Raw genomic sequence first — 19,338 nt, 5'->3', positions numbered from 1 at the left:
ACTGCTTCTCCGGGGAATTACATTTTTTCCGGGGCGCTGACGCCCAGGAGGTCGAGGCCGTTGGCCAGCACCTGCCGTGCCGCATTGGCCAGGGCCAGGCGTGCATCCAGCTCGGACTGATCCAGTTCGAGGATCTTCTTGCTCTGATACCACGTGTGGAAGGCGTGTGCCAGTTCGCGCAGGTACTGCGCCACCAGGTGCGGTTCCATCAGCGTGCCGGCCGATTCCACCACTTCCGGGTAGCGCGACATTTCCACCATCAGCCACAGCGAAGCTTCGTCGTCCAGCGTGGTCAGACCGGTCAGGCCGGCGCTGGGCGAATGGGTGATGCCCTTTTCCTGAGCCTGGCGCAGCAGGCTGCACACGCGTGCATGCGCGTACTGCACGTAGAACACCGGGTTGTCGTTGCTCTGCTGGCGGGCCAGGTCGATGTCGAAGGTCAGCTGCGAATCGGGCTTGCGCGCGATCAGGAACCAACGGGTGGCATCACGGCCGGCTTCGTCGATCAGGTCGCGCAGGGTGAAGTAGCTGCCGGCACGCTTGGACAGCTTCACTTCTTCGCCGCCACGCATCACCGTCACCATCTGGTGCAGCACATACTCAGGCCAGCCCTGCGGAATACCCACTTCCATGGCCTGCAGGCCGGCGCGCACGCGTGCCAGCGAACCGTGGTGGTCGGCACCCAGTTCAGTGATCGCGCGCTCGTAGCCACGCTGCCACTTGGACAGGTGGTAGGCCACGTCCGGCACGAAGTAGGTGAAGGTGCCGTCGGACTTGCGCATCACGCGGTCCTTGTCGTCACCGAAGTCGGTGCTGCGCAGCCACAGTGCGCCGCCTTCCTCGTAGGTGTGGCCCGAGGCCTGCAGCTTGGCCACCGCTTCGGCCACCTTGCCGTCGGCGTACAGCGAGCTTTCCAGGAAGTAGATGTCGAAATCCACGCCGAACGCGGCCAGGTCCAGGTTCTGCTCGTTGCGCAGGTAGGCCACGGCAAAGCGACGGATGGCCTGCAGGTCGTCCGGGTCCTTGGCGCCGACCACGGTGGTGCCTTCCAGGTCCACGCTGGCGCCGGCCATGTAGGCACGGCCCACATCGGCAATGTATTCGCCGCGGTAGCCGCCTTCGGGCCAACCGTCCTGGTCGGGGGCGATGCCCTTCACGCGGGCCTGGGTGGACAGCGCCAGGTTCTCGATCTGCACGCCGGCGTCGTTGTAATAGAACTCGCGCTTGGCGTTCCAGCCGTTGGCATCCAGCACGCGGGCAATGCAGTCACCGATGGCCGCCGCGCGGCCGTGGCCGACATGCAGCGGGCCGGTCGGATTGGCCGACACATACTCCACGCCCACCGTGCGGCCATTGCCGGACAGGTTGCGGCCGTAGTCGTGGGCTTCCTTCAGCACCAGCGCGGCTTCGCGCTGGTAGGCGGCCGGGGCCAGGTGGAAATTGATGAAGCCCGGGCCGGCGATCTCGACCTTGCTGACGTCCTCGCTGCGCGGCAGTGCGTCCACCAGGGCCTGCGCCACGGCGCGCGGGTTGCTGCGCGCGGCCTTGGCCAGCAGCATGGCGGCGTTGGTGGCGAAGTCGCCATGCTCGCGGGTCTTCGGGCGTTCGACCACGAAGTCCGGCGTCAGGGTGTCGGCGGGCAGGGTGCCATTGGCGCGCAAGGCTTCGATGCCTTGGTTGATCAGGGCGCGGAGGAGATTTTTCACGAGGCCTGCTGTGAGAATGAGCGGCGGAATCGCCCATTTTAGCGCAGATACCGGTCAACCCGCTGACCGGGCGCCTGCGGCCGGGGCTGCCGCCGTGGCCGGTTCAGCCGGGCAGGCGGGCGTTCACCTTTGGCAGAAGACCCCGTTCAGCAAACGACACCGGGCGCCCTTCGCCCACCACGAAGTGGTCCAGCAGGCGCACATCCACCATGGCCAGGGCCTGCTGCAGTTCGCGGGTGATGCGGGTATCGGCGGCCGACGGTTCAGGATCGCCGGAGGGGTGGTTGTGGCTGAGAATGACCGCCGCGGCGTTGTGCAGCAGGGCCCGGCGCACCACTTCGCGCGGGTAGACCGGGGCGGCATTGATCGTGCCCTGGAACAGTTCCTCGCAGGCCAGCAGGCGGTGGCGGTTGTCCAGGAACAGGGCCATGAAGATTTCCCGGGGCTGGCCGCGCAGCCGGTGCTGCAGGTAGCGGCCCACGGCGCTGGGGTTCTCGCCCACGCACTCGCCCTGCTGCAGCTCGGCGGCCAGGTAGCGCTGGGCCAGCTCCAGACCCGCGGCCAGGGTGCAACTGCGCGCCGGGCCCAGCCCGGGCAGGCGGGTCAGTTCGGCGGGCGGTCGGTCCAGCAGCACCCGTAACGGGCCGTGGGCCTGCAGCAGGTCGCGTGCGGTCTGCACGGCGTCGCGCCCGCCGAAGCCCGAGCCCAGGAACAGGGCGAGCAGTTCGGCATCGGACAGTGCGGCCGGACCGCGGGCCAGCAGCTTTTCGCGGGGGCGTTCGTTCTCGGGCCAGTCGAGGATGGTCATGGCCCATCGTGGCCGCCGGCGATCGTCGCGGGCATCGGCGCTTGCCGCGCCCTGGGGTGGGGCAAGCCCTCAATCGCGCTGGCGCTTCAGGTACTCGTACAGTTCCTGGTTGCTGTGCAGGCCCAGCTTGCGCTTGGCTTCGGCCTTCTGCCGGCTGATGGTCTTGGCGCTGCGGCCGCTGTGGTCGGCAATGGCGTTCACGCTCAGACCCTCGGCCAGCAGCTGCATCACTTCCTGCTCGCGCGCCCACAGCGGCGAGGGCTCGCGCTGGAACATCAGGTCACGTGACTGCAGGTGCCGGCGCAGCTGCTGGGAAACGAACACCTGCCCGCCCATGGCCGCATGCAGCGCCTGCGGCAGCTCGGCAAAGTCGGCGGCCTTGTCGACCAGGCCATGCACGCCATCACGCAGCAGCCCATCCAGCAGGCCGGGATGGCGCGCGCCGGTCAGTACCACCACGGGCAGCTGTGGGTGCCGCTCGCGCAGGGCGGCCACCAGTTCCGGGCCGTCCGGACCGGGGCCGGGCATGGTCAGGTCGGTCAGCACGGCATGGCAGCGGCGTTCATCCACCAGCTGCAGCAGGCCGGCGCCATCGCAGGCGGCGCCGGCCACATGCAGCCGGTGGCGTTCGAGCACGATGCGGATGCCGTGCAGGACCACCGGGTGGTCGTCGGCAATGATGATGCGCGGGTGCACGGCATGCTCCTGGGAAAACAAGCGGCACACGCGGTGTGGCCGCCCATGATTCTGCAAAACAGCGCGGTCGCACAGGTATAGGAAAGTTCCGAATCGAACAACGGTCGAAGCGGAACTTCATGTGGTCATAACCCTATGTGCTGATAGCGGCCCGCTATGTGCGCCATGCACCGGGACGCCACCGCCCTTCGGGTAAGCTAGCGCCCTCGTTTGCACAGGAATTCCAGGTGGCTGATTCTCCCAACGCCTCCCCCGCGCCGGCCCGCGCGCTGGCCGGCCAGAAACTGCTGTTGTGCGTAGGCGGTGGCATCGCCGCGTACAAGGCCCTGGAACTGGTGCGGCGCCTGCGTGATGCCGGCGCCCTGGTGCAGGTGGCGATGACCGCCGGTGCGCAGCAGTTCGTCACCCCGCTCAGCTTCCAGGCGCTGTCTGGCCAGCCGACCCGCACCACGCTGTGGGACAGCGCGGCCGAGCAGGCCATGGGCCATATCGAACTGGCGCGCTGGGCCGACCGTATCGTGGTCGCCCCCGGCACCGCCGATCTGCTGGCCCGCCTGGCCCACGGCCACGCCGACGACCTGGTCAGCACGCTGTGCCTGGCCAGCACCGCGCCGCTGACCGTGTGCCCGGCCATGAACCACCGCATGTGGCTGCACCCGGCCACCCAGGCCAACATCGCCCTGCTGCGCCAGCGCGGTGCGCAGGTGATCGGCCCGGTGGACGGCCCGCTGGCCGAAGGCGAATCGGGCCCCGGCCGGCTGGCCGAACCGGGCGACATCGTGGCCGCGCTGGCCGCCGTGGGTGCCCCGCCGGTGGCCGAGGCCGCGCCGGAAACCCGCGCGCTGCAGGGCCTGCGCCTGCTCATCAGTGCCGGCCCGACCTATGAAGACATCGACCCGGTGCGCTACGTCGGCAACCGCAGCAGCGGCAAGATGGGCTTCGCCCTGGCCGCAGCGGCCGCCACGATGGGCGCGCAGGTGGTGCTGGTCAGCGGCCCGGTGCAGCTGCTCACGCCGGCCGGCGTGCAGCGGGTGGATGTGCGCTCGGCCGCGCAGATGCGCCAGGCCGTGCTGGACGCGTTGCCGGCAGACATCTACATCGGTGCCGCCGCCGTGTCCGACTACACCCCACGCCAGGTGGCCGCGCAGAAGTTGAAGAAGACCGCCGACAGCCAGTCGCTGGTGATCGAGCTGGTGCGCACCCCGGACATTCTGGCCGAGGTGGCCGCGCAGACCCAGGCCCTGAAGCTGGTGGTCGGCTTCGCCGCCGAAACCCACGATGTGGAGAAGTACGCGCGCGGCAAGCTGGTCGACAAGCGCCTGGACCTGGTGATCGCCAACCAGGTGGGCATCAGCGGCGGCGGCTTCGAAAGCGACAACAATGCCGCCACTGCCTTCTGGCAGGACGGCGAACAGGTATTCCCGGCCACCAGCAAGCGCGAACTGGCCGAACAACTGCTGGCGCTGATCGCGCGGAGGCTTACGGCATGACCCAGACGTTTTCCCCGCAGCCGCTGCAGGTGAAGCTGCTTGACCCGCGTTTCGGCGACAGCTGGCCGTTGCCGGCCTACGCCACCGAAGCCAGCGCCGGCATGGACCTGCGCGCGGCGCTGGAAACCGCATTGACCCTGCAGCCCGGCGATACCGCGCTGGTGCCCAGCGGCCTGGCCATCCACATTGCCGATCCCGGCCTGTGCGCGGTCATCCTGCCCCGCTCGGGCCTGGGCCACCGCCACGGCATCGTGCTGGGCAACGGCACCGGCCTCATCGATGCCGATTACCAGGGCCCGCTGCTGATCAGCGTCTGGAACCGCGGCCGCGAAGTCTTCACTATCGAACCGGGCGATCGCATCGCCCAGCTGGTCGTCGTTCCGATTGCCCGCGTCAGCCTGCAGGTGGTGGATACTTTCACCGACAGCGTGCGGGGAACGGGTGGATTCGGCCATACCGGGGTGCGTTGACGGGGGAGATCAATGAGCGGCAACGGGGAAGCGAAGCAGGCGAAGTCGTTGGGTCGGGGGGCACCGCTGCTGGGTGTGCTGCTGGTACTGCTGGCCGGGTGGTTCGGCTGGAGCGCAGTGCAGCAGTGGCGACAGGCGGCCAACGGCGAGGCACTGGAAGCAGCTCGCGACCAGGCCGTGCAAGGGCTTCAGCAGGCCGCTGCCGGCCAGTTGCAGCAGTTGCAGAAGCATCTGCAGAGCGATCGCGTGCAGCAGGCGCTGCGTGCCGGCGATGCCGCCGCCGCGGCCCTGGCCCTGCGTGAAAGCTGGACCGGCGTGGAGCAGGTGGACGTGCTGGATGCCGACCTTGCCGCCGCCTATGCCGACATGCCGGCGTTCGGTTACTCGCGGCTGGCCCTGCTGGAATCGGCGCTGGCAGACGGTAAGCCGGCCCTGCGCGTGGTGCGCGATGCGGGCGGCAACCGCCTGGGCCTGGCCGCCGCCGTCGAGCTGGGCAGCGCCGGCCCGGCCGTGGCCTATGTGCGCCAGCCGCTGCTGCGCCTGACCGCGCCGCTGGACCAGGTGCGTACCCCTGCCGACGGCTTCCTGGCCCTGCGCCAGGGCGGCCATGACATCGTGGCGCAGGGCGATGCCGGCCTGCGCGAGAGCGCCGAAGCGCTGGCGCGCCCGGTGGCCGGTACCCCCCTGCGGCTGGCCGCGGCGGTACCCAACATCGAGGCCGGCCCACTGGGCCTGGGCGCGCTGGGCAGCGCCATCGTCGCGCTGCTGCTGCTGTTCATCGCCGTATTGCTGGTGGTCGGTCGCAACCGCCTGCCGAAATCGCTGCCGCTGCGCCGCACCGCCGCCAGCGAGGGCGACCAGGGCCCGACCCTGCGCGAGAGCCTGCAGATGTCCACCCCGCCGCCGTTGCTGGCCAGCGGCGATGACGGTGACGCCGTGGCGCCGCCGCCGGTCCCGCCGGTGGCGCTGGCCCCGGGCATCTTCCGCGCCTACGACATCCGTGGCGTGGTCGGCAGCGAACTGAACCCGAAGACCGCGGCCCTGATCGGCCAGGCCATCGGTACCGTGGCGCTGGAACAGGGCCTGCGCGAGGTGGTGATCGGCCGGGATGGGCGCCTGTCCGGTCCGGAACTGGCCGCCGCCCTGGCCGAGGGCCTGCGCCGCGCTGGCTGCTCGGTCATCGATATCGGCCTGGCCGCCACGCCGGTGGTCTACTTCGCCGCCTTCCACCTGCGCACCGGCACCTGCGTGGCCGTGACCGGCAGCCACAACCCGCCCGAGTACAACGGCTTCAAGGTCGTCATCGGCGGTGAAACCCTCTCCGGCGATGCGATCACCGATCTCTACCAGCGCATCAGCGAAGGCCGCCTGCAGCAGGCCGCCACCCCGGGCGACTACCAGCAGCGCGACGTGGCGGCCGACTACATCCAGCGCATCGCCGACGACGTGCAGCTGGACCGCCCGCTGAAGGTCGTCGCCGATGCCGGCAACGGCGTGGCCGGTGCGTTCGCCCCGCAGTTGCTGGAAGCCATCGGCGCCGAGGTCATTCCGCTGTACTGCGATGTCGATGGCACCTTCCCCAACCATCACCCCGATCCGAGCGAGCCGGCCAACCTGGAAGACCTGGTGCAGACGGTCAAGCGCTTCGGTGCCGACCTGGGCGTGGCCTTCGATGGCGATGGCGACCGCCTGGGCGTGGTCACCGGCGAAGGCCGCATCATCTACGCCGACCGCCTGTTGATGCTGTTTGCCGCCGATGTGCTGATGCGCAACCCAGGCGCGATGGTCATCTACGACGTGAAATGCACCGGCAAGCTGTCCGATCACGTGCTGCGCAATGGCGGCAGCCCGTTGATGTGGAAGACCGGGCATTCGCTGATGAAGGCCAAGATGCGCGAGACCGACGCCGAACTGGCCGGCGAAATGAGCGGTCACTTCTTCTTCAAGGAACGCTGGTTCGGTTTCGACGATGGCCTGTACGCCGCCGCGCGCCTGCTGGAAATCCTGGCCCAGCGCGAGGAAACCCCGGACGAAGTGCTGGCCGAGCTGCCCGAAACCGTGGCCACGCCGGAACTGAAGGTGCCGGTGGCCGATGGCACGCCGCACGCACTGGTGGCGATGCTGGTCGATGCGGCGCAGTCGGCGGAGTCGCCGTATACGGGCGGGCGCCTGTCGACCATCGATGGCCTGCGCGTGGACTTCCCCGACGGCTGGGGCCTGGTACGGGCATCCAACACCACCCCGGTGCTGGTGCTGCGCTTTGAAGGCAACGACGAAGCCGCGCTGGAACGCATCCAGGCGCTGTTCCGCAGCCAGCTGCAGACGGTTCTGGGCGACACCCCGCTGGGGTTCTGATCGCTCCTGGGGGCCGGCCCATCCACGCATGGCGTGGATCTACTGGTAGGTGCCGACCTTGGTCGGCACGCTTCACCCCTTGAACCTCAACCCCACGCCGGGTTCGGTGAACAGGTAACGCGAATCCAGCGCCGAATCGCCCAGCTTGTGCCGCAGCTTGCCCACCAGGATGCGCAGGTAGTGGGTGTCGTGCTGGTGCGTCGGGCCCCAGATCTCCTGCAGGATCTGCGGCTGGGTCACCACCCGCCCGGCATTGCGCAGCAGCAGCGACAGCAGCGCGTACTCCTTGCGGGTCAAGGCCACCGGCTCGCCGTCCAGCGCCACTTCGCGGCGCACCAGGTCCACATGCAGGTGGCCATCGTCGAACACCGGCGGCGCGCCATCGCTGGGCACGCTGCGCGTGCGCAGCAGCGCGCGGACCCGCGCCATCAGTTCCTGGGTGCCGAACGGCTTGGTCACGTAGTCGTTGGCGCCGTTGTCCAGCGCCCGCACCTTCTCGGCTTCGCCGGCGCGCACGGTCAGCATGATCACCGGCACCTGGCTCCACTGCCGCAGCTGCTGCAGCACCTCGTGCCCTTCCATGTCCGGCAGGCCGATATCCAGGATCACCAGGTCCATGTCCTCGCTGGCCGCCAGTTGCAGGCCTTCCTGGCCGCTGGCGGCCTGCCGTACCTGGTAGCCCTGCGCGCGCAGGCTGATGTCCAGGAAACGGCGGATCTGGGTTTCATCATCGATTACCAGCACGCGTGCGGCCGGCACGCTGGCGTCAGTCGGCATCGGGCTCATCGTGGTCAGCAGGTTTCAGCAAGGGCAGGGTGATGCGGATCAGGGTACCGCGGCCGTCGCGCCCGGGCAGCGCCTGCACGCTGCCGCCGTGGGCACCGATCATGCCCTGGCAGATGGTCAGGCCCAGGCCGGTGCCATGGCGGCCGCGGTCGCCGCGTTCCACGCTGTAGAACATGTCGAAGATGCGCGTGCGTTCGTCATCGGGAATGCCCGGGCCGGCATCGATCACATCGATCTGCAGCTGGCCGTCGGCCAACCGCGCCTGCACCTGCACGGCGGCGCCGGGGGGCGAGAACTTCGCCGCGTTCTCCATCACGTTGAACACGGCCTGTTCCACCAGCGCCGGGTGCACCCAGATCGGCGCCAGCGTGGCCGGAATGTCCAGCTGCAGGCGCACCTGCGGCTGGTAGCGCTGCAGGCGCCGCGCCGCCGAACCGACCAGCTCGTCCACGCCGATCCAGTCGCGGTTGATCTGCAGCCCGTCATGGCCCAGGCGGGTCATGTCCAACAGGTTCTGGATGTAGCGGTCCAGCCGTTCGCCCTCCACCTGGATGGTGTCCAGCAGGGCCCGCCGGTCGGCGCCGTCCATCGCATCGCCATAGCTGGCCAGGCTGTCGGCCGAGCCGATCATCGCCGCCAGCGGCGAGCGCAGGTCGTGCGATACCGAAGACAACAGGGCGGAGCGCAGGCGTTCGGTCTCGTTGCTCACGTGGGCCTGTTCCAGCTCGGCCACCAGGCGTATGCGCAGCACGGCCTGGGCGATGTCATCCACCATGGCTTCGGCCAGTTGCCGCTGCTCGGGCAACAGCCGGGCGTCGGGCAGGTACAGGCCGGCCACGCCAAGGGCGCGGGCATCGCCATCCAGCAGCGGCAGGAACCACCACTGCGCACCGGCCAGCGTATCGGTGAAGCGGCCACCGGGCTGGCCGTGGCGCTGCGCCCAGTCGGCCGCCGCCAGGTCGGTGTCGCCGGGCAGCACGCGGCCGCCGGTGGCCGTGTCGGTGCCGATGCGCAGCCATGCCGGCACATCCAGGGCCTGCTGCAGGGCCTGGCGCCCGGCCTGCGCCACCTCGCCCGGCCCGGCCGCGCTGGCCAGCTGCCGGCCCAGCTGCTGGCGCGCGCGCGCATGGCGGTTGGCCGCGCGCAGGGCAATCACCTGCATGCGCAGCCGCGATGCCAGGCGCCCGGCCACCAGCGCTGCGGCCAGGAACAGGAAGACGGTGATTACCCCTTGCCGCGCGCTGATGGCGAAGGTGAAGCGCGGCGCGATGAACAGGAAGTTGTAGGCCAGGAAGCACAGGATCGCGGCCAACGCGGCCACGCTGGCGCGGGTACGCGCGGCCACCAGCACCACCGCCACGATGAACACCATCGACAGGTCGGCCATGCCCACCCAGCGTTCACCCAGCCACGCCACCGCGCAGGCCAACGCGGTGGCAACCAGCGCCTGCACCGGCTCGTAGCTGATGCCGCGCATCGGCGGCAGCAGGCCCTCGCGGCGCGCACGGGCGCGCGCCTGCGGCGTGCTGATGATGGTGATCTCGTAATGCGCCCCGCGCTGGATCAGCTGCTGGGTCAGGGTGCGGTTGAACATGCGGGCCAAGGGACGTTCGCGGGTACGGCCCAGCACCAGCGTCGAAATGCCGTTGTGCGCGGCATGGTCCAGCAGGGCATCGGCAATGCTGGACCCGTGCAGCAGCTCGGCCTCGCCACCCAGGCGCCGTGCCAGCGCGAACGCCGCATCGATCTCGCGGCGGGTGGCCTCGTCCTGGCGCCGGCCCTGCACGGTCACCACCGTCCACGGTGCGTCGCGGCGTTCGGCAATGCGCCGCGCCACCCGCACCAGGTATTCGCTCTGGCCACCGCCATCGATGGCCACCAGCACGCCGCGGCGCAACGGCAGGTTCGCCTCGCCGCGCGCGGTCCGGGTCTCGCGCAGGCTGCTGTCCACGCGATCGGCAGCTTCCTGCATGGCCAGTTCGCGCAGCGCGGTCAGGTTGGCCGGCGAAAAGAATGCCTGCAGTGCCTGCGCGGCCTGCTCGGGTACGTACACCTTGCCCTGCTGCAGGCGCGCGATCAGTTCGCGCGGCGGCAGGTCCACCAGCACGATGTCGTGCAGGCGGTCCAGTACCACATCGGGCACGGTCTCGCTCACCCGCACGCCGGTGATCCGCATCACCACATCGTTCAGGCTTTCCAGGTGCTGGATGTTCACCGTGGTCCAGACGTCGATGCCGGCATCCAGCAGTTCCATCACATCCTGCCAGCGCCGTTCGTGGCGGCTGCCGGGCACGTTGCGGTGGGCCAGTTCATCCACCAGCGCCAGCGCCGGCCGGCGTGCCAGCAGCGCATCCAGGTCCATCTCGTGCAAGGCGTGGCCGCGGTAGTCCACGTCCTTCAGTGGCAGCTGCGGCAGGCCGTCCAGCAGGGCCTGGGTTTCGGCGCGGCCGTGGGTTTCCACCAGCCCCACCAGCAGGTCCACGCCACGGCGGCGCTGTTCCTGTGCACGGGCCAGCATGGCGTAGGTCTTGCCCACGCCCGGCGCTGCGCCGAGGAAAACGGTCAGCTTCCCGCCGGCTTCGCGCTGCAGGCCATGCACCAGTGCATCGGCCTGGCGGGTACGCGCATCAGGGGTTCGGGCCGCTGTCATGGTCACCGGTGGGCGCGCGGCCGTCGGGGCCGCACCGCGCTTCAGCCTGCGGGCGCCAGCCCTTTCAGTTCACGGTAGCGCTGCAGAATGGTTTCGATCTCGGCCTTCAGTGCCACCTGCTGCTGCTCGAAACTGGCCTGCAGGCGCTGCTGCGAGCGCAGCTGCGCATGCCGCTGGCGGATCAGGTCGGCCTGTTTGTCGGCCACCGCGGCGCCGGCCAGTTCGCGATCACCGGCCGCGCCCAACAGCGCCACCAGCGAATCACGCAGGCTGGCCACGTTGTAGCGGGCGGTCTTGAGGTTGTTGTCCAGCACTTCCTGGCGTTCGCTGAACACGCGCCGCAGCGCATCTTCGTCGGAATAGGTCACCAGCATGGCCTGCTCGGTGCGCTGGCGGGTCAGCTCGGCCATCTTGTCCAGCTGGGTCTGCGCCGCCGCCGTGGAAGCGGCGGCACGTTCCTCATCGTTCAACGCGCGCTCGATCTGGGCATTGCGCAGGCCGCTGTTCACGTTGAATTCCTCACGCGCGTTGTTCACCGCGTCGGCCGGCAGCGCATCGCTGCAGATCCGTTCCTTGCCCTGGTTCCAGCAGTACAGCTTCTTTTCCGCCTTGCCGCTGGACTGCGCCAGGGCGGTAGCCGGAACCACCAGCAGCAGGCTGGCGGCAACAATGGCAGGAACTCGGAACATGCGACCTTCCCCTGGGTCAGCGTGCGGAGCGGACGCCGTACTGGGCCCGATAGGCTTCCAGCGGCTGCCGGTAGCCCACAAGTTCCGGGTTTCCGGAGGCGAAATCAAGCAGATCGGCCAGGGTGGCCACCGCGATCACCGGAATGCCGGCTTCCTCGGCCACGGCCTGTGCAGCCGAACGGTGGTCGGCTTCCGAGGCAATCTCCTGGCGGTCCAGGGCCACAACGATGCCGGCCGGGGTGCCGCCGGCGGCGCGGATGATGGCCATGGCTTCGCGGATCGCGGTGCCGGCGGTGATCACATCGTCCACGATCAGGACGCGCTTGCCGGTCAGGTCGGCGCCGATCAGCTGGCCGCCTTCACCGTGGTCCTTCACTTCCTTGCGGTTGAACGACAGCGGCAGGTCGCGGCCGCGCTGGGCCAGTTCGCAGGCCATCGCGGTGGCCAGCGGAATGCCCTTGTAGGCCGGGCCGAAGACCACGTCGTACTTGATCCCGCTGGCGTCGATGGCATCGGCGTAGCAGGCGCCCAGCTGGGCCAGCAGCGAACCGGAATCGAACCGGCCGGCATTGAAGAAATAGGGGCTCAGGCGGCCGGACTTCAGGGTGAACTGGCCGAAGCGCAGGGCGTCGGCGGTCAGGGCCAGCTGCAGGAAACGGTGGCGATGGTCGCTCATCAAAACTCTGTTCATCATCATTTGGAGCATAAATCCTAATCCAGCTGGGCCTTTCGCGCTCGTCCGGCCCGCCGTGAAGGCCCGCCCGGGGGCCGTCGGCAGACTGCGCAGCCCCACGGGCAACCGGTATGCTTGCCCGGTTTCCCGCCGTAGGTTCTTCTGCATGCGCATCATCAGCTTCAACGCCAATGGCATCCGCTCGGCCGCCACCAAGGGCTTCCTCGACTGGTTCCGCGCCCAGGACGCCGACGTTCTGTGCATCCAGGAAACCAAGGCGCAGGAAGACCAGCTGACCGATCCGATGTTCCGCCCCGATGTCCACCACTGCTTCTACCGCGATGCCATCACCAAGAAGGGCTACAGCGGCGTGGCCATCTACAGCAAGCGCGAGCCCGACCAGGTCATCACCTCGCTGGGCTGGGCCCCGTTCGACGACGAAGGCCGCTACATCGAGGCCCGCTTCGGCAATCTCAGCGTGGTCTCCTTCTATATTCCCTCCGGCAGCTCGGGCGACCTGCGCCAGGGCTTCAAGTTCGAAGTGATGGAGTGGCTGCGGCCGATCCTGGAAGAGTGGGCGCGCAGTGGCCGCGACTACGTGCTGTGTGGTGACTGGAACATTGTCCGTTCGGCACTGGACATCAAGAACTGGAAATCCAACCAGAAGAATTCCGGCTGCCTGCCCGAGGAGCGCGACTGGCTGAACGCCCTGTGCGCCGACCATGGCCAGGCCACCGATGTCGCTTCCGGCCGCGGCTGGGCCGATGCCTACCGCCTGCTCAACCCCACCGGCGAGGATTACACCTGGTGGAGCAACCGCGGCGCGGCCCGCGCCAACAACGTCGGTTGGCGCATCGATTACCAGTTCATCACCCCGGGCCTGCGTGACCGCCTGCGCAGCTGCTCGATCTACCGCGACGAGCGCTTCTCAGACCACGCGCCGTTCACCGTGGACTACGACCTGTGACCGAGGCCGCTGCGGCGCCCAGCTACAAGGGTTGGGCCGGCATCAAGCGCGCCTTCGGCACGCCGTCGGCGCTGACCATGGCCCTGCTGGGCTTCGGCAGCGGCCTGCCGTTCCTGCTGATCGCCTCGCAGACCCTGTCCACCCGCCTGCGCGATGTCGGCCTGGACCTGGGCAGCATCGGCCTGATCAGCCTGGCCAGCTTCTTCTACCTGCTGAAGTTCGTGTGGGCACCGCTGCTGGACCGGTACGCCTTCCCGCTGCTGGGTCGGCTCGGTCGCCGCCGCTCCTGGCTGCTGGTGTCGCAGGTGGCGGTGCTGGTCGGCCTGGTGGCGCTGGCCTTCGTGCGCCCCGAACAGGGCGTGTGGCCCCTGGTGGGCTGGGTGCTGGCCGCATCCTTCGCCGGCGCCACCCAGGATTCGGTGGTCGATGCCTACCGCATCGAGATCGCCCCGCAGACCGCACAGGCGGCCCTGGCGGCCACCTATACGCTGGGCTACCGCATCGGTCTGATCCTGGCCGGCGCCGGTGCGCTGTACCTGGCCCAGTTCGAAGGCTGGATCGTGGCCTACCTGGCCATGGCCGCGCTGATGCTGCTGCCGATCCTGGCCACCCTGTTCTGCCGCGAGCCCGATCGCCCGGCCAACGCGGTGCAGCGCCGCATCGACGTGGCCGAAGCCTTTGTACAGCCGATCACCAGCTTCTTCAGCCGTAACGGCATCGCCCTGGCACTGGGGCTGCTGGCCTTCGTCGGCCTGTTCAAGTTCCCCGACCAGGTGATCGGGGTCATGGCCGGCCCGTTCTATCTGGATTCGGGCTTCGACAAGGCCGACATCGCCACTGTGTCCAAGCTGTTCGGTGTGTGGATGGGCATTGGCGGCGCCTTCCTCGGCGGTATCGCGGTGGCCGCGTTCGGTTTCCGTCGCATGCTGCTGGTCGCCGCGCTGGGCGTGGCCCTGTCCAACCTGGCCTTCCTGCTGATGGCGCACAATCCGGGCCAGCTGTGGGCGTTCTATGCCGCGCTCAGCGCCGACAACCTGTTCCAGGGCTTCGCCGGCACCGTGCTGGTGGCCTTCATGTCCTCGCTCACCGACCGCAATTTCACCGCCACCCAGTACGCGCTGCTGGTGTCGCTGGCCAACCTGCCGGGCAAGTTCGTCGGTGGCGTGTCCGGTTACATCGTCGAAGCCAGCTCGTACAGCACCTTCTTCATGCTCAGCGCGGTCACCGTGGTGCCGACCCTGCTGCTGCTGGCCTGGCTGTGGCCGCGCATCCTGGATCGCGGGCCGCCGGCCGCCCCCTGATTGCCTGCACGCCCCGGCTGCGGGATGATCGCCACGTGCGCCGGGGGGGCGGTGCCTTGCGAACGGGGAGTGAGCATGGCCGATATAGTGCTGCACGACGTCGATCCGCTGCTGCTGGAACGTATCCGGCGGGTGGCGGTCGCGCGCGGCTGGACCCACGAACAGACCTGCCAGGCGGTGCTGGAGCAGGGGCTGTTGAGCAGTGAACTGGAAGTGCGCTCGGGCTTTGGCGACCCCGAAGTGGATGCGCTGTCGGCGGCCATCGCCGCGCTGCAGGCCATGCCGGCCGGCCAGGGCTTTGATTAGGCCCTTGTAGCGTCGAGCCATGCTCGACTGCCGTCCCCGGCGGATGCCACCGACCTCACGCCAGGTGAATCGCCCCCAGGATCCGCGGACCCTGCGCGCCGGTCACCGCCGGCAGGTTGCCCGGCAACCCGTCCATCGTGCGCTGGGCCAGCCAGGCAAACCCCATTGCTTCCACGTACTCCGGGTCCAGCCCATGCCGCGCGCTGGATTCAACCTGCACGCCCGGCAGGCGCGCGGCCAACCGCCGCATCAGCTGTGCGTTGTGTACACCGCCACCGCAGACCAGCACCCGCCGCGTGCCCGGCTGCTGCGCCAGCAGCGCATCGGCCACGGTCATCGCCGTCAGCTCCAGCAGGGTGGCCTGCACATCGGCGGCACTGAACTGGCCCTCGCCCATGTGCGCTTCGGCCCAGGCCAGGTGGAACTGTTCGCGCCCGGTGCTCTTGGGCGGCGGCAGATCGAACCACGGGTCGGCCCGCCAGGCGGCCAGCAGGCTGTCATCCACCGCACCGCTGGCGGCAAACGCGCCATTGGCATCGAAGCTGCGGCCGGTGTGACGCTGGCACCACGCATCCATCAGTGCATTGGCCGGGCCGGTGTCGAAGCCGCGCACCGCCCCCTGCCGGGGAATCAGGGTCAGGTTGCCGATGCCGCCCAGGTTCAGCACCGCGCGGTCTTCATCGGCGGCGCCCAGCATGGCCAGGTGGAAGGCGGGCATCAGCGGCGCGCCATGGCCACCGGCGGCCACGTCGCGGCGGCGGAAATCGCACACGGTGGTGATGCCGGTCAGCTCGGCAATCCGGTTGCCATCGCCCAGCTGCACGGTGAAGGCCGGGTCGGCCAGCGGCCGGTGGCGCACGGTCTGCCCGTGCGAGCCGATCGCCCGCACCTGGGCGCGATCCACCCCGGCCTCGTCCAGCAGTTGGTTGGCCGCGCCGGCGAAGGCAATCGCGATCCGCGCATCCAATTCGCCCAGCTCTTCCAGCGACTGCAGCGCACCGCCTTCGCCCAGCGCGACCAGCCGGGCACGCAGCACCGGTTCCCAACGCGCGGTCAGCCCGTGCACGAAGTGGCAGCCGCCGGCAGCGGGGAACTGCACCAGGGCGGCGTCGATGCCATCGGCGCTGGTGCCCGACATCAGGCCAAGGTACAGGGGGGCGTTCGGGTCGGCAGCGGCGTTCATGGCGGGCATAAAAAAAGGACGTGGCAAGCTTGTGCTGCCACGTCCTTGTTCGTCAACGCAGGGGCTCAGCCGCGCTTGCGGGCCGGCGCCTTGGCGTCCTTGGCGCTGGCCACCTCGGTGGCATTGGCCTCGCGGCTGGCGGGGGCCGGGCTGGCCTCGGCGTAGATCAGCTTTTCCATGCCCTGGATACGCGCCATGGCCGGTGCGGTCTGCGCGCGGAAGGCCACCAGCTCGGCACCCTTCAGCGGTTCCGGCGGCGGCATGGTCACCGTCAGCGGGTTGCGGTGCTGGCCGTTCACGCGGAATTCGTAGTGCAGGTGCGGGCCGGTGGCCAGGCCGGTGGAGCCCACGTAGCCGATCACCGTGCCCTGGGCCACGCGCTGGCCGTTCTTGATGCCGGCAAAGCGCGACATGTGCCCGTACAGGGTGGTGTGGCCGCGGCCATGGTCCAGGATCACCACGTTGCCGTAGCCACGCTGCACGCCCACGAACTGCACGCGTGCATCACCGGCGGCCATGATCGGGGTGCCGGTGCGGGCGGCGTAGTCCACGCCCTTGTGCATGCGCATCTTGCCCAGCACCGGGTGCTTGCGCGCACCGAAGGTCGAGCTCAGGCGCGCGAAGGGAATCGGCATGCGGATGAAGCTCTTCTTCAGCGAACGGCCGTTGATGTCGTAGTACTCCGACTTGCCGTTGCGCTCGAAGCGGAAGCCCGAATAGGTCTTGCCGCCGGTGGTGAAGGTGGCCGCCAGGATCTTGCTGGTATCGACCTTCTCGCCTTCGCGCCAGGTCTCGTCCATCACCACGCTGAAGCGGTCGCCCGGCTGCAGGTCCTTCGAGAAATCGATGTCGTACTTGAAGATGTCGTCGGTCATCGTCGCGATCGCCGACGGCGACAGCCCGGCACGGCGTGCCGCGGCATACAGCGAACTGGTGATCTCGCCACTGGTGACCACCGTGCGCGTGGAGGTCTCGCGCTGGGTCACCTTTTCCTTGATGTCATTGCCGGTCAGGCTCAGCTCCACCCGGTGCTCGCCATCGCGGTCGAAGCGGATGCTGCGCAGGTCGCCCGACAGCGGCATGTCGAAGGCGATCTCGGCGCCCGGGCGCAGCTTGGTCAGCGAATCGCGCGCTCCGGGATGGTCCAGCACCCGGTGCAGGGTGCTGGCCGGAATGCCGGCTTGGTCGAACAGTTCGCTCAGGGTCTGGCCGCGCTGCACCCGCAACACCTGCCAGCTGTCGCCGGGGGTCTGCTGCTGGCGCGCCTGCGCAAGCGGCGGCAAGGGCAGGGCCAGGCTGGTGTGGCTGTCGGCGTAGGGCGCATCGATGGTGTGCGAGAAGCCGGGAACAATGGTGGCCACCAGCGCGCCGATGGTCGCGAACAGGCTCGCGTGCATCCAGTGGCGGCGGGTCCAGCGCTCGTTGAAAGCGGCGGGAAGGTGTTGCCTGAGCTTCCGGTGCAGGGCGTTGTCGTGCAGGACGTGGAGTCGTTCCTGGAAGCGCTGCTTGCGTGCGCGCCCTTGGTCGGAATTGTGCATCAGCGGTGTTTTCCTGGCTGGCCCGGGAGCGCGGGCCTGTTCGGCGGTTACCATAGACACCTGAGAAAACCGCGTCAAACCCTTGTGCCTATTGGCTTTTGTGAAGCCAATCGGGTTAACTTGGCGTTAACACCCCACATAAGAAACGGCACTGCCGGGAGTAGTCACGTGTCCTCGATTGAAGAAGCCCTTGCCCTGATCGGCCGCGGAGCCGACGAGATCCTGAAGCTCGAGGATCTGCGTGCGCGCCTGCAGGAAGGCCGCCCGCTGCGCGTGAAGGCAGGCTTCGACCCCACCGCCCCCGACCTGCACCTGGGTCATACCGTGCTGCTGAACAAGCTGCGCCAGTTCCAGGACCTCGGCCACCAGGTCATCTTCCTGATCGGTGACTTCACCGGCATGATCGGCGACCCGTCCGGCAAGAGCCTGACCCGCAAGCCGCTCAGCCGCGAGGACGTGCTGGCCAACGCCCGCACCTATGAAGAGCAGGTGTTCAAGGTGCTGGACCGGGAAAAGACCGAAGTCCGCTTCAATTCAGAGTGGTTCGGCAAGATGGGCGCGGCCGACATGATCCGCCTGGCCGGCCAGCACACCGTGGCCCGCATGCTCGAACGCGATGACTTCGCCAAGCGCTACGCGGCCCAGCAGTCCATCGCCATCCACGAGTTCCTGTACCCGCTGGTGCAGGGCTACGACTCGGTGGCGCTGGAAGCGGACGTCGAACTGGGCGGTACCGACCAGAAGTTCAACCTGCTGATGGGCCGTGGCCTGCAGGAGCACCATGGCCAGAAGCCGCAGGTGGTGCTGACCATGCCGTTGCTGGAAGGCCTGGACGGGGTCAACAAGATGTCCAAGTCGCTGGGCAACTACATTGGTATCAGCGAACCGGCCATCGACATCGTCACCAAGGCCATGAAGGTCGACGACGCCCTGATGTGGCGCTGGATCGAGCTGCTGTCCTTCGATATCAGCCAGGCCGAGGCCGTGTCGCTGCGTGAACAGGTCGCTGCCGGCACCCTGAACCCGCGCGTGGTGAAGCTGCGCCTGGCCCGTGAACTGGCCACCCGCTTCCACGACGCCGCTGCGGCCGAGCAGGCCATTGCTGGCTGGGAAGCCGCGGTGACCGGGCAGGGTGACATCACCCAGCTGCCGCTGCAGGACGTGGCCATTCCGGCCGAGGGCCTGCGGATTGCCGCGCTGCTGACCGCCGCCGGCCTGACCCCCAGCAACTCCGAAGCCAACCGCAAGCTCAAGGAGCGCGCGGTGAAGGTGGACGGTGAGGTGGTGGAAGATGGCCAGCAGGTGCTGCAGCCGGGCTTCGAAGGCCTGCTGCAGGTTGGCAAGCGCACCTTTGCCCGGGTGCGCCTGGTCGCGGCCTGATCGGGCGGCAGGGCCGGCGCCAGCCGGCCCTGCGTCCTGCTTCGGATGAACGAATGCAACATCCGTAAAAAAAAATTGCCACACCCCCTTCACAAATGCGGCGAACGGAGACATACTTTCCCTCCCCCGTCGCAGGGTTCGCCGCCAAGGCCTCCCAGCGACACCAGGGCGCCCACCACCGCCGAACGAGATGATCGAACGAAGGTGTTGACAGACTGAAAAAGTCTGACATAATGGGCGGCTCGCTACGAAGGAAACTTCGCAGCACGCGGGAACGGCGCTGAGGCCACTTCCCCTGATCTTTGAAAGTATGCGCAGGTATCTTGTGAAGGCGCCTGCA

The 19,338-nt window shown here is 68.6% G+C and carries 16 protein-coding genes; 7 read left to right on the top strand and 9 right to left on the bottom strand.

Annotation, left to right across the window (positions count from 1 at the left end; all coding sequences use genetic code 11):
• Window positions 1–17: 17 nt before the first annotated feature.
• The 3 genes from argS to G4G00_RS11700 all read right to left on the bottom strand — a co-directional run bounded on the left by argS (window position 18) and on the right by G4G00_RS11700 (window position 3,210).
• On the bottom strand, window positions 18–1,706 hold the full coding sequence (gene argS / locus G4G00_RS11710; RefSeq protein ID WP_164273692.1) for an arginine--tRNA ligase: 1,689 nt from the start codon (window positions 1,704–1,706) through the stop codon (window positions 18–20).
• Window positions 1,707–1,809: 103 nt separating this feature from the next.
• Window positions 1,810–2,514: a DNA repair protein RadC gene (gene radC / locus G4G00_RS11705; RefSeq protein WP_108751920.1), complete on the bottom strand. Its 705-nt coding sequence runs from the start codon at window positions 2,512–2,514 to the stop codon at window positions 1,810–1,812.
• Between the two features lie 69 nt (window positions 2,515–2,583).
• Window positions 2,584–3,210: a response regulator transcription factor gene (locus G4G00_RS11700; RefSeq protein WP_164273689.1), complete on the bottom strand. Its 627-nt coding sequence runs from the start codon at window positions 3,208–3,210 to the stop codon at window positions 2,584–2,586.
• 227 nt (window positions 3,211–3,437) lie between these two features.
• On the opposite strand from G4G00_RS11700, the gene coaBC reads away from it, so the two are divergent.
• Genes coaBC through G4G00_RS11685 form a run of 3 tightly spaced genes read left to right on the top strand, consistent with a single transcriptional unit; the run spans window position 3,438 to window position 7,525 of the window.
• Entirely contained in the window at window positions 3,438–4,700 is a 1,263-nt protein-coding gene (gene coaBC, locus G4G00_RS11695) for a bifunctional phosphopantothenoylcysteine decarboxylase/phosphopantothenate--cysteine ligase CoaBC (RefSeq protein WP_164273686.1), read from the top strand.
• Window positions 4,697–5,170 (top strand): dUTP diphosphatase, encoded by a 474-nt coding sequence (gene dut / locus G4G00_RS11690; protein ID WP_164273683.1) that lies wholly within the window; start codon window positions 4,697–4,699, stop codon window positions 5,168–5,170. Before coaBC ends, dut begins: the two co-directional genes overlap by 4 nt.
• Window positions 5,171–5,182: 12 nt before the next feature.
• Window positions 5,183–7,525 (top strand): phosphomannomutase/phosphoglucomutase, encoded by a 2,343-nt coding sequence (locus G4G00_RS11685; RefSeq protein ID WP_164273680.1) that lies wholly within the window; start codon window positions 5,183–5,185, stop codon window positions 7,523–7,525.
• Window positions 7,526–7,597: 72 nt separating this feature from the next.
• On the opposite strand, the gene G4G00_RS11680 is transcribed toward G4G00_RS11685, so the two are convergent.
• Genes G4G00_RS11680 through pyrE form a run of 4 tightly spaced genes read right to left on the bottom strand, consistent with a single transcriptional unit; the run spans window position 7,598 to window position 12,326 of the window.
• A complete protein-coding gene (locus G4G00_RS11680; protein WP_205515553.1) occupies window positions 7,598–8,302 on the bottom strand; it encodes a response regulator transcription factor in 705 nt (234 codons plus the stop codon).
• Window positions 8,292–10,961 (bottom strand): sensor histidine kinase KdpD, encoded by a 2,670-nt coding sequence (locus G4G00_RS11675; protein WP_164273674.1) that lies wholly within the window; start codon window positions 10,959–10,961, stop codon window positions 8,292–8,294. Before G4G00_RS11675 ends, G4G00_RS11680 begins: the two co-directional genes overlap by 11 nt.
• 41 nt (window positions 10,962–11,002) lie before the next feature.
• Complete coding sequence (locus tag G4G00_RS11670; RefSeq protein ID WP_108751924.1) at window positions 11,003–11,650, bottom strand: hypothetical protein; 648 nt, start codon at window positions 11,648–11,650, stop codon at window positions 11,003–11,005.
• A gap of 16 nt (window positions 11,651–11,666) precedes the next feature.
• On the bottom strand, window positions 11,667–12,326 hold the full coding sequence (gene pyrE / locus G4G00_RS11665) for an orotate phosphoribosyltransferase (protein ID WP_108748219.1): 660 nt from the start codon (window positions 12,324–12,326) through the stop codon (window positions 11,667–11,669).
• A 163-nt stretch (window positions 12,327–12,489) separates the two neighbouring features.
• On the opposite strand from pyrE, the gene G4G00_RS11660 reads away from it, so the two are divergent.
• The 3 genes from G4G00_RS11660 (at window position 12,490) to G4G00_RS11650 (ending at window position 14,897) form a co-directional block, all read left to right on the top strand.
• Window positions 12,490–13,290, top strand: a complete 801-nt coding sequence (locus tag G4G00_RS11660) for an exodeoxyribonuclease III (protein ID WP_164273671.1) — start codon at window positions 12,490–12,492, stop codon at window positions 13,288–13,290.
• On the top strand, window positions 13,287–14,591 hold the full coding sequence (locus G4G00_RS11655; RefSeq protein WP_108748221.1) for an MFS transporter: 1,305 nt from the start codon (window positions 13,287–13,289) through the stop codon (window positions 14,589–14,591). The genes G4G00_RS11660 and G4G00_RS11655 overlap by 4 nt, the downstream gene beginning before the upstream one ends.
• A gap of 75 nt (window positions 14,592–14,666) precedes the next feature.
• Complete coding sequence (locus G4G00_RS11650) at window positions 14,667–14,897, top strand: hypothetical protein (protein WP_164273668.1); 231 nt, start codon at window positions 14,667–14,669, stop codon at window positions 14,895–14,897.
• Between the two features lie 55 nt (window positions 14,898–14,952).
• Here the strand turns inward: G4G00_RS11650 and G4G00_RS11645 are convergent, their stop codons facing one another.
• Window positions 14,953–16,080 (bottom strand): anhydro-N-acetylmuramic acid kinase, encoded by a 1,128-nt coding sequence (locus tag G4G00_RS11645; protein ID WP_164273665.1) that lies wholly within the window; start codon window positions 16,078–16,080, stop codon window positions 14,953–14,955.
• 65 nt (window positions 16,081–16,145) lie between these two features.
• On the bottom strand, window positions 16,146–17,618 hold the full coding sequence (locus G4G00_RS11640; RefSeq protein ID WP_164273662.1) for a peptidoglycan DD-metalloendopeptidase family protein: 1,473 nt from the start codon (window positions 17,616–17,618) through the stop codon (window positions 16,146–16,148).
• A 168-nt stretch (window positions 17,619–17,786) separates the two neighbouring features.
• Between G4G00_RS11640 and tyrS the strand changes: the two genes are divergently transcribed.
• Window positions 17,787–18,998 carry a tyrosine--tRNA ligase gene (gene tyrS, locus G4G00_RS11635; protein ID WP_108751927.1) on the top strand — a complete coding sequence of 404 codons (1,212 nt, stop codon included), beginning with the start codon at window positions 17,787–17,789 and terminating at the stop codon, window positions 18,996–18,998.
• Window positions 18,999–19,338 lie beyond the last annotated feature (340 nt).

The sequence above is a fragment of the Stenotrophomonas sp. B1-1 genome (assembly GCF_010894375.1).
In the GTDB taxonomy this organism is placed as follows: domain Bacteria; phylum Pseudomonadota; class Gammaproteobacteria; order Xanthomonadales; family Xanthomonadaceae; genus Stenotrophomonas.
This window is presented reverse-complemented; position numbering and strand designations above follow the sequence as displayed.